Raw genomic sequence first — 13474 nt, 5'->3', positions numbered from 1 at the left:
CACCCGAATTTCTAGTATTTTTTCGACATACTCATCTGCTTTTTCATTAGCTCATACGATTTATCAATAATATCCGTTAAGACATCAGCTTTATAAATTCTTCCAAGCTTTGTGTTTTGTTGATAATATTCAACAATTTCATCTAGTTTCATTGAAGTTTCCTTCGAAATTCGCATATTAAGTTGAATTCTACTTGTTGGTTCAGTCACATTTTCACCCCCGTATCTCCATAATAGCAAAGTGGTAGCATATTGATAGACAAAATATAACATATTGCTACATATTTTGCGAGGAGGATAAAAACCCTAAAACTTCATGTCATATATTTTTTTTGACCAAATCTTCTATGATAGACGAATTTACGGAGATCTAATTCGTTTAAATGACCGTCATAATACCGAAATAATAAAGATTGAAATTGTGGATAGTTTTCTTTTATAAACAGGGCAAATTCTTTTCTTGTTTTTTTGGCTGCTTCGATAAACTCTTCTTGTGTTCCGATATCTGCAATTTGAGCACGGACATATTCTTTAGTGTCCTCCCATTTCACCTTTCTCTCTTGCAAAATACTCTTGGCAAATGTCGGCATCTTCTCTATTACTGTATCGATATACCCTTGCAACCACATTAGCATACGATCCCTCTCAGCCAATTCAAAAACCATATTCATTAACTGAAGTTCGTCCATATCTTCCCTTTGGGCATACTTTCCAACTTTATTCAAAAGCCTTCACCTCAGTACCATTTTTCACAAATAATACAATTATTAATTAATAAAAAAAGCCTCTATCATCACATTATGTGACTAAGAGGATTCCCATTTATTTGACTTGGTATTCTAAAAATTCAACTCTATTTCCAAATGGATCGCTAATAAAAAAGCGAGTTCTTCCATCAATAGGCGCATCTTCTTTTGTTTTGATATCGTTTTGCTCCAAATGCTTTTGAAACGCTTCAAGATTTTTAACTAAAAAAGCTGGATGTGCTTTTTTAGCTGGCTGAAAATCTGCCTCAACACCAATATGTAATTGCTGGTGGCCAAATTCAAACCAGCAGCCACCTCTTCCTTGCAAGCTTTCAGGCTTCTCTATTTCAGTTAATCCAATTTTCTCTCCCCAAAATTTTCGCGCCATCACTTCACAGCCATTAGGAGCTGCCAACTGGATATGGTCAATTCCTACATATTGAAACACCATTTGTATTTTCCTCCTTTAATAAGAACATATTATACTTATTCTCCCTTATTACATTAATTCCTTTTAAAAAGCTGTCTTATCAAAGAAAAAAAGCTCTAGAAAGATATCTAGAGCTTTTCATGTATTATATAGAATTATCCTCATTAAGATTATTATTATCCGCTACCTTTTGAATATCCTCGTTCGTTTTTGGCGCAATTTCATTTGCGAATTCCGCTAATACCGTCCGATCTTTCATAGTTAGAAATTTTTGGATGTCAACCGTATTACTCATTTTCGAGGCTTTATTTTTCAAAGGATTTGTCGGCATTTCCATTTGACCATTCTTCAGGCCTCTCAATGCAATCGCACTAATAATCACACTAATGATGGATGCCCACATCATCCCTCTTCCACTCTTTTTCTTTTTCCTCCCCATAGTCAAAAGCGGAGTTAGCCACGCCTGTAAGTTCATGAATAGCACTCCTTTTGATTTAATCGGAAATCTAAATACCTTTCCACTATTAAGGTTTACTTGTACAGGTTTCATCATACGTGGCAATTTCCCCTTCAAAATCATAAAAATTCCCATAATTATTATTTTTAATTAACTTGAGCTAGGTAAATTTCATGAAAAGTATGAGATAATATAAATAGGGGAATGGATAGATAGAGTTTTTCTCCAAAAAGATGAAGAATAATTAAAAGGCAGGAGACTAGTATGAAACAAAACAATAAGTTCATTGAAGGAGAAAAAGTTATTTTAAACACAACAGGAGAAACAGTTACTATAAATAAGTTTAGCTATGTAGCAAATATGAAGAAATATTCTTATACTTTAAAGGAAAAACCAAGCTTCTATTTTGAAGAAGAAATTAGCAAGCAATAAAGTTTTTTTAAAAGGAAATAATTTCTGTCTTGTATTCGTTAGGTAACCGTGTTATATTTATCAAGCGATGAGCTGAATTGTGTAAGTCGAAGACACGTCGTAAGACATGCACGATGTGGCGTGCAGTCTCCGCCTCAATACGCAGAAGCCCCCATTTATGGGGGCTTTTTTCTATTCCTAAAAACGTCCAATCCATTTAATATCCCTTTTTACCCCTGATTGACCTGGCATCCAATTTGCAGGAATAACTTCTCCTGTAGCTTTATTATGTTGAATTCCTGCTATCAACCTTAAGATTTCATATATATTTCTTCCTACATCTGGAGGATTACTTAATCTAGCAGCGATAACTCCTTCTGGATCAATAATGAATGTTGTTCTGGACGACGCTCCTATTTTTTCATTTAACACCTGGTAGCTTTTACTAATCTGATGTGTCCGATCACTTACAAGTAAGAATGGAAGATTTATTAATAATTTTGAAACCTCTGTATAAACTTTATGCGAATAGACACTATCTGTGCTAATAGCAAGTACCTCTGCATTTAATGCTTTAAATTCATGGTAAACAGCAGCGACCGCTGCCAATTCAGTTGGTCAAACAAAGGTAAAATTACTCGGGTAAAAAAATAGGACAATCCATTTACCACGATAATCCTTTAATTGAATTTCTACGATAGACTTCTCAATATTATTATATGCTTCTGCATGAAACAATGGCGCCTTTGCATCCGGTTGTGCCACTTCAAAATGTTGGCTATTTTCATTCATTTTCGAAATCACCTCACATCTATTGTGCTATTACAACTTATTCGACAACAGATAATTGGTTCAATAAAAAGGCTTTGTTCGAAAGAGTGAACAAAGCCTTTTTTTTTACTAATATTTACCACTTAATGCAACATAAACCATATAAGCTAGTGCTAAACCAAGCCCTATTATATATGCTAGAAAAACTGGGTTTTTTGTAATCGGGTGTTCTTGTATCTTATCACTAATTTCCACATCATATTCACCTTGATATCGTTGTCTTTTGGCCACTCGTAATGTGTATAAAAGTCCACCTGATAACACAATAACAGCCAAAATAGATAGGAGAAATTCCCAATGGAACAAATTTGCCACCCCCATTTAAAAATCGACTTATTTTTACAATTCCACAAAAGTAAAAACTGTATTCAAAAACAGGAGATGGTAAAGAATATAAATACCGTAGCATTATGACGTTTTTAAAATTCCTTTTTGTCGATTCATTTTAATTACAGATAGACAAATCGTAAATATCGGAAGGATCCAAAGGAAAATAGCATAGCTAAAGTAGTCAAAGATGGAAACACCTGTAATGGTACTACACATTATGGTTAGTACACTCCAAGGAACAATTCCAGGGAAAAGCATAGTCGAATCTGCCATTACCCTTGCAAGTTCTTCTTTACTATATTTTGAAGACCAATATTCTAAAAAGGATCTTCCAGTTAAAATGATTGGCAAAGTTTGATTAGCTGCGATTAAAGTAATTCCTAATGTAGTCACCATAATTTTAAGAGTATCACTAAAAATGGTATAGGATGTTTGAAGCCAACGGTCTAAAATGCTTTGAATCACTTTTAGTTCCTCAAGCAAACCGTTATAGGCACCTGCTAGGCCAAGGAATAATAGCAATAAATACATATTCTTTAAGCCACCACCTAATCCCGTTATCCCATACCATAATGAGAGGATTAGCTTTAGTAATCCGACTCCATTCCACATAGCGAGTAAACACGCAAACACTATACTACATAGAAAGGCATATAAGACTTTTATTCGCATAATGACCATTAATATTAATATCATAGGTGGAATAAATTCCCAAAACGATAGGCTTATCCTATTTACGGAAACTTGATTGTGAATTTCATTAAGTAAACGATTATCTAAAAAGCTATAAAAGAAAATTCCTGATAAAATAGCCAACATACTTGTGACACCCATTGCACGGAATTGTTGTTTTACTGTTATTTCAACTGTTTGTGCTAATAACTGATGGGCACTCGAAAAAGGTGATGTTCTGTCGCCTACAAAAGCACCTGAAATTAATGCGCCGGCCACAATTTCAACGGGTATATGTAGCGCAATGGCACTCCCCATAATGGGTATACCAATAGAGCTTAATGTTCCAACAGAAGTACCTAAAATCATTGAGAAGATAATGGCTACAACAAATGACAACGTAAAAAAATGTTGAGGGGTAATAAAATGTAAGGCAACAGACACCATCTGATCAATTGTTCCAGCTAAATACCAAGATGGTAATAAAAAACCAACTAGAAACAAAATCCAAATAACGCCACTCGTTCGTTTTACACCCTTTTTACTGATAAAAATAATTTTTTTAAAAGAAACTCCATTTCCCTTTGCTAATCCAACCAATAATAAATATCCAGGTAAAAAGCCTACTACCAATGGTTGATGAAACGAAACGGCTAAAAGGACACCGATTAATGTTACGGATAGGAGACCAATAATCTGTTTAAGTGAAAATTTCAGATAAAAACCCTCCTTTCAAATCGGGAAATAAATTTAGAGATATTTCCTAGGCAAGCGCATCATCTGACAAAAACTGATGTTTTTCAACTCGCCTATAAAGTAGTTATTATTTGCAGTGCTCGTTTTATATTTTCTGTACTAACATTAAAATGCGTGACAAAACGAACTAAGTTAGAACCAAAAGTACCTGCTAATATTTCTTTTTCTTTTAATTTTTCAACAAAAGTGGTTGAGTTCATATTCAATTCACTTACATCAATGACAACAATATTGGTGTCCACTTCGTTTACCACCTTTATACCAGAAATAGATGCTAGACCAGATGCTAATAATTGAGCATTTTCATGATCTTCACTCAATCGGTCGCGCATTGTGGTAAGTGCAACAAGTCCCGGTGCAGCAATCATTCCAACCTGTCTTAAACCGCCACCTAATCTTTTTCTCCACTTCCGTGCCTTTTGAATAAACTCTTTGTTACCTGCTAAAATTGATCCGACAGGGGCACCAAGACCTTTGGATAGGCATATTTGTACTGTATCACAATACTGAGTAAATTCCTTTACATCCCTTTTGGTAGCAGCTACAGCATTAAATAAGCGTGCCCCATCCATATGAACTGGAATATTATGTCTTTCAGCAATATCATATATCTGCTTCATATTTTCCAAAGGTAAAACAGCGCCACCCGCTCTATTATGCGTGTTTTCTAAGCAAATCAAGCCTGTCTCAGGATAATGTTGGTCTTCCCCCCTAATTGCCCCTTCAACAAGATCTGGTGACATTGCACCTCTAAATCCTTTAATCGTCCTTGTCTGCACTCCTGCAAAGGCGGAAACGGCACCTGATTCATAATAGAATATATGAGATTCCTCTTCTAAAATAATCTCATTTCCAGGGCGACAATGTGTTAAAACAGCAATTTGATTACCTTGAGTACCACTTGTCACAAAAAGGGCTGCCTCTTTCCCTAAAATCTCTGCTGCAATTTTTTCTAATTGGTTTACTGTAGGGTCTTCACCATAAACATCATCTCCAACCATAGCTAAATATGCTGCTTTTCTCATTTCCTCTGTCGGTTTCGTTACGGTATCACTTCTGAAATCTATCATCTCAAACTTCCTTCCAACATAGTTTAATAAAATTATAACTTATTTAACGATAAATTTATTCACCTATTTCCCCTTCTTTTACATAACATATAAAAACGGGCATTTTAGAAAGGGGTGTATATATTGCTAAATAAGGATAAGGACCTTAGCTCAAGAGTTTTCACTCCTGAAAAACCTACCAATCTGCCAAATCAACACAGCTATCGACTTAATTATCTAACTGAATTCGTATCCCAACAAGTAAATCAAAATCTAGAAATTAAACATTCAATCAATAAAATCGTCGAAACGGTTAATACAACTCATCAAAACCAAGAAAAAAAGATAGATCAAGTACTCCAAGATCAGCACCTACAAAAGAAACAATCTGATTTCTTTCGCGAAAAAGTCGAGAGTCATGGCAAAACGTCAGAGGATATTCTCCATTCCCTTGATCATATTAAAAATTATCAAGATCAATTAAATGAATCTATGCTTAATGAACAATTATTAAATCAAGCTATTCTGGATCAACTAAACTTTCAAGATCAGCAATTACGTCATACAAATAGTCAGCTTGAAAGTTATGTTGCATTAGCTGGGCAGCTATCAGAACAATTGATTATTCAAGGACAGCTCCTTAAAGAAATGGAGCAAAAACTACAAGTTCAAGATGTCTATCATCAGACTGTAATGTCAAAGTTGGATAAACAAGATGCTATAAATGACAAAATCATTAGGCAGCTAGACCATTTAAAAGCTATTGTGTTTGAAAGAGCAAATATCATTGTCGAAAAAGTCGATAGTTCATTTCAGTCCACATCCGATTACTTTCAAGATGTAATCAAAAAGTCGGGATTTATGAAACCTTTCCTATTATCAAGTCGATCGAAGAATAATGTAGAAATCGATTTCGAGGCAGAGACAGAGGCAGAAGAAAATAATAATATAATATAACATTAAGCCTCCAATTGAAAAGGAACCCCCTTTTTAATTGGAGGCTTTTTGTGTTGTATTAATTTTTACAACTTTATGTCTTTCGATTTGTGTTCACATTTCCTTCACTACTTTTGTGACAAACCTCACACTACTAGAAATCGGAAATCACTATAGTTACATTATAAAGTTAATCGTAGTGATAACTAATCTAGTAAACATAAATGGAGGAATTAAACATGGCACGAATTAATTATTGGAACCCAGAGGATGAAAAATTTTGGAACACTGAAGGAAGGAAACATGCAAGAAGGAACTTATGGATCTCAGTACCATCATTAATGTTAGCTTTTATCGTATGGCAAATTTGGTCCGTAGTTGCCGTACGCTTAAATGATATCGGTTTTCAATTTACTGAGGAACAGTTGTTTACATTAGCAGCCATTCCAGGCTTAGTAGGAGCCACAATGCGATTTATATACACGTTCGGTGTAGGAAAATTTGGTGGACGTAACTGGACTGTAATCTCAACTGCTGTGTTAGCCATCCCTGCAGCAGGAATTGGTTTTGCTGTACAAAATCCTGATACTCCATATTCAATCATGTTATTACTAGCTGCTTTATGTGGTCTAGGTGGAGGGAACTTCTCTTCTTCAGTAGCTAATATCAGCTTCTTTTTTCCTAAAAAAGAAAAAGGAACTGCCCTTGGTATAAATGGTGGTTTAGGAAATATGGGTGTATCTGTCGTACAATTCGTTACACCACTTATCATCACAACTAGTACATTCGCTTTCATTGGTGGAGAAGGTCAAGTATTACCAGACGGTTCACAAGTATGGTTACAAAATGCTGCATTTATTTGGATTATCCCTATTATTCTATTAACGATTATCGCAGCTTTTAAAATGGATAATTTACCAACTGCAACACAATCTGTAAAAGATCAATTTGTTATCGTAAAACGTAAACACACATGGATTATGTCTGTACTGTATGTCGCAACATTTGGTTCTTTTATTGGTTATTCAGCCGCATTCCCGTTATTATTAAGATCTTTATTCCCTGATCAAATTGCTCTTGCTTTCTTAGGTGCCCTAATTGCTGCAGCAGCTCGACCAATCGGTGGTTGGATATCCGATAAATTTGGCGGTTCTAGAGTAACAGCTATCGTCCTTGTAGTAATGTCTTTCGGTGCTTTATCAGTTATGCATTTCATAGGTCAAAAAGAGTTCTCAGGCTTCTTAATTTCATTCTTAGTATTATTCTTTGCAGCTGGTATTGGTTCAGGCTCAACATTCCAAATGATTCCAAATATCTTTATTCCAAAGGAGGCTGCTCCTGTTCTAGGATTTACAGCCGCATTTGCTGCTTATGGTTCATTTGTTATACCAAAGCTTTTTGGTTGGTCAGTTAAAACCACTGGTACACCAGTAACAGCATTCTACTTCTTTATCGCCATTTACATCATCGCAATCCTATTAAACTGGTTTTATTATCAACGAAAAAATGCAGAAGTTAAGTGTTAAAAACAAATAATGTCATAGCCTTTTCCCTTAAACTGACCAGCTAAGCTGGTCTTTTTTTTTTGTAGAACTTTATTACTATTTTGAGAAAATTCAATAAATAGTACGGGCGTTTTTATTCCACTGTACATATATTACTAATAGAAGGAAAGGAGGGATTTAGGATGAATCTTGTTGCACTTTATTTAGCCTGTATTATTGCTGGTTTCACTCTAACTAGGTTACCAGAAATTCCGTTTTTATCTAGCCTAGGGAGTTTGTTCGATATAATTGGTATTTTAACAATGTTGGTCTTTTCATTAGTATTAATTTATATGGGAATTAAAGCACTTATTAAGAAATAAACACCAGGAAAGATCAAATGACTTTATTAGGAAAAATATGAAAGGGCCTTCCACTATTTCATGGAAGGCCCTTTCAAACTTTATTTCGCTATTGACACATTAACTGCACAAGCTTTAAATTCAGCGGTACCCGAAATCGGATCAAACTCATTTATCGTTAATACGTTAGTTGGTACTTCTCTCCAATGGAAGCTCATAAAGACTAGCCCTGGAACTACTTGTTCAGTTACTTTAGCCTTTACTGTTAAAGCACCGCGTCTTGAAGAAACTTCAACTAATTGACCATCTTCAATTCCTAATCTACCTGCATCAAGTGGATGAATATCTAAAGTTTCTTCAGTTTGTTTCACTTTTACTCCAGGTGCATAGTACCTTGTTTGAAAATGTGTATTATAGGATTCATAGCGTCTTCCAGTAGTTAATACGAATGGGTACTCTTCATCAGGCATCTCAATTGGTTCCGTGTAGGTTACAGGAACAAATTTGGACTTCCAACCTGTTGGATTGTTTTCTTGATGAAATTTCTCATGCATAATAAATGTCCCCGGATGGTCTTCGGTCGGGCATGGGTAGTGAATGGAGTACTCCGTTTCTAATCTTTCATACGAAATACCGCCATACATTTCATGTGCAAGACTTCTTACTTCATCCCATATTTCTTGGCTATTGTTATAGCTCATTGGATATCCCATTCTTGTTGAAAGTTCACAAAGAATTTCCCAATCCTCTTTAATACCTGGGTCAGGTTCCACGGCTTTTCTTACTCTTTGGATTCGACGATCTGTATTAGTATACGTTCCGTCGACTTCTCCCCAAGACATCGCTGGTAGTACGACATCGGCAATTTCAGCCGTATCCGTTAAGAAAATATCTTGAACAATTAACAGCTCTAAGTTTTCAAAAATCTTTCGTGTGTGATTCATATTAACGTCAGCAAGGATGGGGTTTTCCCCAATACAATAAAGCGCTTTCACTTCACCGTTTTCCATTTTCTCAAAAGTTCTCGTTTGGGTATCCCCTACTTTTGAAGGAATTTGAATACCCCATTCTTTTTCAAAACGAAGACGATATTCATCATCAGTTATACTTTTTGCCCCTGTTAACTGATTAGGTAAGCAGCCCATGTCACCTGCGCCTTGCACATTATTTTGTCCACGTAAAGGCATAATTCCAGTACCTTTCTTACCGATGTTACCAGTTAGCAGCGCTAGATTGGCGATGTCAAAAACGTTATTCACGCCGCAATGATGTTCAGTTATCCCCAATGTATAAGCTATCATTGAGTTTCCAGAAGTTGCATACTCCCTAGCCGTCTCAACAATTTCTTCTGGAGATATCCCAGTGATTTTAGAAGAAAATTCTGGGGTATATCTTTCGACCTGTTTTTGTAAAGAATCAAAATCTACCGTAAATTGGTTAATAAATTCTGGGTTATATAGATTCTCCTTAATAATGACATGAATCATAGCATTTATTAGGGCGATATCAGATCCAACCTCTATTTGTAAATGTCGATGAGAAACTTTCACCATATCTATTTTACGAGGATCAATAACAATCACTTTTAATCCTTGCTTTGCTGCTTTTTTAATGCGATTAGCAATAATAGGATGAGCTTCCGTCGTATTCGAACCCATAAGTAACAGTACTTTTGCATCGTAAAAGTCATCTAACGTATTCGTAGGGAAACCGCTTCCAAACATTGTTGCCAGACCGGCAACACTAGGAGCATGTCAGGTTCGGTTACAGCCATCGATATGGTTACTTCCAATTACAGCTCTCATAAATTTTTGGGTAACATAGTTTGATTCATTTGTGCTTCTAGCACAAGCGAATAAGGAAATCGCGTCTGTACCGTATGTTGTCTTAATATGAGTTAATTTTTCAGCAATAAAATCATAGGCTTCTTCCCATGTAGCTTGAACTAATTTCCCAGCTTTTCGTAAAAGTGGATACTTTAATCGTTCATTTGCATGAACATACTCATATGCAAACGCACCCTTAACACATGTTTGACCATTATTTACAGGTGCATCCTTATCTCCACGGATTTTCGTGATTCGATTATTATTTACTTCTAATACAAGACCACACCCGGTTCCGCAATATCCACAAACCGTTTTGACATGCTTTGTAGCTTCCACCTAATCTCCTCCCCAATTTGAACCTTTGCAACTGAGAAATATCCTCTATTATCATATTAGTCTATTATTGTACTGGAATGGTGAACTTTTTATGAAATTTTTAAAAAATTTTATAAAAAAAACAGGAAAAGTAGATTTCCTGTTTTTTGAACAAGTATTATTAGGCTGTTTTTGCCGGAAGTAAAATGTTAAAGGTTGTTCCTTTGTTTAATTCACTTTCTACATAAACTCGACCATTATGACTTTCAATAATTTTAAAACTAACCATTAACCCTAGACCATTTCCATTCTTTTTCGTTGTATAAAAAGGTTCACCTAATTTTTTTAACTTTTCCTCCGAAATTCCTACTCCGGTATCCTGAATCGAAATTTGTACGTTTTGATTGTTAATGGATGTTCGAACTATAAGATCTCCTCCATTAGGCATGGCTTCAATTCCATTTTTAATGAAGTTTAAGAAAACTTGTTTTAGACGATTTTCATCACATTCAACTTGAATAATTTCTTCTTGGCATTCTAAGTGTAGGCGAACATTTCTTTTTCTAGCTTCAAATTCTAACATGGAAACAACATTTTTAATGACTGGAATAATATTCTTTTCTTCCAGTTCAATTGCTTTCGGTTTTGCTAAGACCATAAATTCTTCGACAATGTTATTTACACGTTCAATTTCATCAAGAATAATATCTAAAAATTCTTTTCTTTGTGGGTCTGTTTCATCAAGACTTAAGAATTCAGTATATCCTCTCATTGAGGTAAGCGGATTTCTAATTTCATGTGCGACGCCTGCTGCGAGTTGACCAACTGCAGCTAATTTATCTTGACGATGAATAATTTCTTCAGTACGTTTACGTTCGGTAATATCGTTTCTAATGGCGATATACTGGTATGGTTTACCATTTTCGTTAATAAAGGGGACAATGGTTGTATCGACCCAATAAATAGAGCCATCTTTAGCTCGATTTTGAATCTCGCCTTTCCACACATGTCCTGTACCAATTGTCCTCCATAGCTCTTTAAAGAACTCCTTAGAATGTGTCCCAGAATTAAGTATTCTATGATCCTGACCGATTAATTCCTCACGACTATATTTAGAGATTTCGCAAAAATTATCATTTACACTTGTGATAATCCCTTTTTCATCTGTAAAAGCAACAATGGCCGACTGGTCTAATGCAAATTTAAAATCAGTCATTTCCTTTAATGCATTTTTCAGCTGTTCTTTTGTCTTCTTACGAGTGGTTATATCTGTCCGAATAGCAATATATTGATAGGGCTTCCCTTTTTCGTTTAGAAACGGAACAATTGTCGTATCTACCCAATAAATTGAGCCATCTTTAGCACGATTACAAATTTCACCTTTCCAAACTTCCCCAGAACCAATAGTTTTCCATAGCTCTTTAAAGAATTCTTTAGGATGATGATTAGAATTTAATAATTTATGATCTTGACCTATTAATTCTTCTTCACTATATTTAGATATTTCACAGAATTTATCATTAACATAGGTAATGGCTCCTTTTTGATCGGTAATAGCCACGATGGATGATTGATCGAGTGCAAACTTAATATCTTTAATGTCCTTTAATGTGTTGATTACGTTTTCCTCAGCCAATTTCCGATTTGTAATATCACTTCTAATCGAAACAAATTGATATGGCTTCCCCTTTCTATTTAGAAATGGGACAATTGTTGTATCAACCCAATAATAGGATCCATTCTTTGCTTTATTTCTAATCTCACCTTTCCAAATTTCCCCACTACCAATGGTTTTCCAAAGGTTTTTGAAAAAGTCTGAAGGATGATAACCAGAATTTAAAATATTGTGATTTTGACCCAAGAGTTCATGCTCTTCATACCCAGAAATCTCAATAAACCTTTTATTAACGAAGGTAATGATCCCTTTCTCGTCAGTAATTGCTACTATTGATGAAGCATCCAGTGCGGATGTGATATCTTTTAAATTTGAATCACTATGAGCTAACTTTTTACTAATAATTGCACTTGTTCCTATTAACCCCGTTAGGATAAATAAAGCAACTATTAATACTAAAAATAAGATAAAAATTTCTGGAGACGAATTTGGCTGAACGATATTATTCGCCTGACTATGAGTAGAAGCTCTCATTAGTAGGAAGTGACCTTCAACAATAGCACCTGTAATGATAAGGGAACTTATTGGTTTTAACCAAACTTGATTAGTATAGGTGAAGACGTTTGAAGAGAATAACATCCAAAGTGAAAATAAAAATGATCCAAAGATTAAGGCTATGGATACTAGAAAAATAACTAAATCATAGTTTATTTTCAACTGTATACCGTACATCCCAAAAACATGAACTGAAATTACCGCGACAGTTAAAAACATACTTCCAGTAAATAGCTGTGCACCATGTAGTTTTCTCCCGATTATCGTATAAAAAGCAAGACCAGTGAAGAAAATACCAAAAACCATTGATAACAGTGTTAGTGGCACATCATAAGCAATAGTTCTGTCTAAGTCTATCGCTAGCATCCCAAGGAAATTCATTACCCATATCCCGATTCCAAAGGAGAAAGTACCTCCTAAAAATAAAAATCGCTTATTTCGCTTTGATGAAGCAATCAAAGTAAATAAATCTAAAGCAGTATAAGAAGACATGATTGTTAGCACTATGGCGATTAAAATCATGAATGGATTTGAAGTTAATTCTGAAATGGTCATAAACTGGGAATCAACCTCCCTAATAAAGAAAATTTATATATATATCGATTGTAATAGAAACACAGGATATAGGGAAGAAGAAAATTGTCTAAAAATGTTCAAATTTTATCCAAGATACCTATTTCAGTCTGGAATTCTTTAT

The 13474-nt window shown here is 34.9% G+C and carries 14 protein-coding genes and 1 pseudogene; 4 read left to right on the top strand and 11 right to left on the bottom strand.

Annotated features, from left to right (window positions below):
• Positions 1–11: 11 nt before the first annotated feature.
• The 4 genes from LRP83_RS00075 to LRP83_RS00060 form a co-directional block, all read right to left on the bottom strand.
• Positions 12–209, bottom strand: a complete 198-nt coding sequence (locus LRP83_RS00075; protein ID WP_230494876.1) for a hypothetical protein — start codon at positions 207–209, stop codon at positions 12–14.
• Positions 210–313: 104 nt separating this feature from the next.
• Positions 314–724 (bottom strand): hypothetical protein, encoded by a 411-nt coding sequence (locus tag LRP83_RS00070; RefSeq protein ID WP_230494619.1) that lies wholly within the window; start codon positions 722–724, stop codon positions 314–316.
• A gap of 97 nt (positions 725–821) precedes the next feature.
• Positions 822–1196: a VOC family protein gene (locus tag LRP83_RS00065; RefSeq protein WP_230494618.1), complete on the bottom strand. Its 375-nt coding sequence runs from the start codon at positions 1194–1196 to the stop codon at positions 822–824.
• 124 nt (positions 1197–1320) lie between these two features.
• Positions 1321–1728: a hypothetical protein gene (locus tag LRP83_RS00060; RefSeq protein ID WP_230494617.1), complete on the bottom strand. Its 408-nt coding sequence runs from the start codon at positions 1726–1728 to the stop codon at positions 1321–1323.
• A gap of 168 nt (positions 1729–1896) precedes the next feature.
• Here LRP83_RS00060 and LRP83_RS00055 point away from each other — a divergent pair, with 168 nt between their 5' ends.
• Positions 1897–2064, top strand: a complete 168-nt coding sequence (locus LRP83_RS00055; protein WP_230494616.1) for a hypothetical protein — start codon at positions 1897–1899, stop codon at positions 2062–2064.
• 177 nt (positions 2065–2241) lie between these two features.
• Here LRP83_RS00055 and LRP83_RS00050 read toward each other — a convergent pair whose 3' ends face one another.
• From LRP83_RS00050 to ltaE, 4 genes are all read right to left on the bottom strand, one after another.
• Positions 2242–2835 (bottom strand): peroxiredoxin, encoded by a 594-nt coding sequence (locus tag LRP83_RS00050; protein WP_230494865.1) that lies wholly within the window; start codon positions 2833–2835, stop codon positions 2242–2244.
• A 108-nt stretch (positions 2836–2943) separates the two neighbouring features.
• Entirely contained in the window at positions 2944–3180 is a 237-nt protein-coding gene (locus tag LRP83_RS00045) for a hypothetical protein (RefSeq protein WP_230494615.1), read from the bottom strand.
• 102 nt (positions 3181–3282) lie between these two features.
• Complete coding sequence (locus tag LRP83_RS00040; protein ID WP_230494614.1) at positions 3283–4509, bottom strand: Na+/H+ antiporter NhaC family protein; 1227 nt, start codon at positions 4507–4509, stop codon at positions 3283–3285.
• A gap of 176 nt (positions 4510–4685) precedes the next feature.
• The gene (gene ltaE / locus LRP83_RS00035; RefSeq protein ID WP_230494613.1) at positions 4686–5702 is read right to left on the bottom strand and encodes a low-specificity L-threonine aldolase; all 1017 of its coding nucleotides are present in this window, start codon (positions 5700–5702) and stop codon (positions 4686–4688) included.
• A gap of 123 nt (positions 5703–5825) precedes the next feature.
• On the opposite strand from ltaE, the gene LRP83_RS00030 reads away from it, so the two are divergent.
• The 3 genes from LRP83_RS00030 (at position 5826) to LRP83_RS00020 (ending at position 8484) form a co-directional block, all read left to right on the top strand.
• Positions 5826–6638: a hypothetical protein gene (locus tag LRP83_RS00030; RefSeq protein ID WP_230494612.1), complete on the top strand. Its 813-nt coding sequence runs from the start codon at positions 5826–5828 to the stop codon at positions 6636–6638.
• A 218-nt stretch (positions 6639–6856) separates the two neighbouring features.
• Positions 6857–8143, top strand: coding sequence for a NarK family nitrate/nitrite MFS transporter (locus LRP83_RS00025; protein ID WP_230494611.1), 1287 nt, complete (start codon positions 6857–6859; stop codon positions 8141–8143).
• 161 nt (positions 8144–8304) lie between these two features.
• Positions 8305–8484 carry a hypothetical protein gene (locus tag LRP83_RS00020; RefSeq protein WP_230494610.1) on the top strand — a complete coding sequence of 60 codons (180 nt, stop codon included), beginning with the start codon at positions 8305–8307 and terminating at the stop codon, positions 8482–8484.
• An 80-nt stretch (positions 8485–8564) separates the two neighbouring features.
• Here the strand turns inward: LRP83_RS00020 and fdhF are convergent, their stop codons facing one another.
• The 3 genes and pseudogenes from fdhF to LRP83_RS23350 all read right to left on the bottom strand — a co-directional run.
• The gene (fdhF, locus tag LRP83_RS00010; protein WP_354002317.1) at positions 8565–10628 is read right to left on the bottom strand and encodes a formate dehydrogenase subunit alpha; all 2064 of its coding nucleotides are present in this window, start codon (positions 10626–10628) and stop codon (positions 8565–8567) included.
• Between the two features lie 160 nt (positions 10629–10788).
• Positions 10789–12756 (bottom strand): PAS domain-containing protein, encoded by a 1968-nt coding sequence (locus LRP83_RS00005; protein ID WP_435531311.1) that lies wholly within the window; start codon positions 12754–12756, stop codon positions 10789–10791.
• Between the two features lie 258 nt (positions 12757–13014).
• A pseudogene (locus LRP83_RS23350) lies at positions 13015–13269 on the bottom strand (MHYT domain-containing protein); the annotation flags it as partial.
• Between the last annotated feature and the right edge of the window lie 205 nt (positions 13270–13474).

This window comes from Pseudoneobacillus rhizosphaerae, from assembly GCF_917563885.1.
Lineage (GTDB): Bacteria > Bacillota > Bacilli > Bacillales > Cytobacillaceae > Pseudoneobacillus > Pseudoneobacillus rhizosphaerae.
The sequence above is the reverse complement of the archived record's forward strand: the minus strand, read 5'-3'. Positions and strand labels throughout refer to the sequence as shown.

What these genes read in the sequence shown, in the direction of transcription:
- LRP83_RS00020 (WP_230494610.1), top strand. Translation starts at nt 8,305, where the DNA reads ATGAATCTTGTTGCACTTTATTTAGCCTGTATTATTGCTGGTTTCACT.
- LRP83_RS00025 (WP_230494611.1), top strand. Translation starts at nt 6,857, where the DNA reads ATGGCACGAATTAATTATTGGAACCCAGAGGATGAAAAATTTTGGAAC.
- LRP83_RS00005 (WP_435531311.1), bottom strand. Translation starts at nt 12,756, where the DNA reads ATGAGAGCTTCTACTCATAGTCAGGCGAATAATATCGTTCAGCCAAAT.
- LRP83_RS00065 (WP_230494618.1), bottom strand. Translation starts at nt 1,196, where the DNA reads ATGGTGTTTCAATATGTAGGAATTGACCATATCCAGTTGGCAGCTCCT.
- ltaE (WP_230494613.1), bottom strand. Translation starts at nt 5,702, where the DNA reads ATGATAGATTTCAGAAGTGATACCGTAACGAAACCGACAGAGGAAATG.
- LRP83_RS00060 (WP_230494617.1), bottom strand. Translation starts at nt 1,728, where the DNA reads ATGATGAAACCTGTACAAGTAAACCTTAATAGTGGAAAGGTATTTAGA.
- LRP83_RS00055 (WP_230494616.1), top strand. Translation starts at nt 1,897, where the DNA reads ATGAAACAAAACAATAAGTTCATTGAAGGAGAAAAAGTTATTTTAAAC.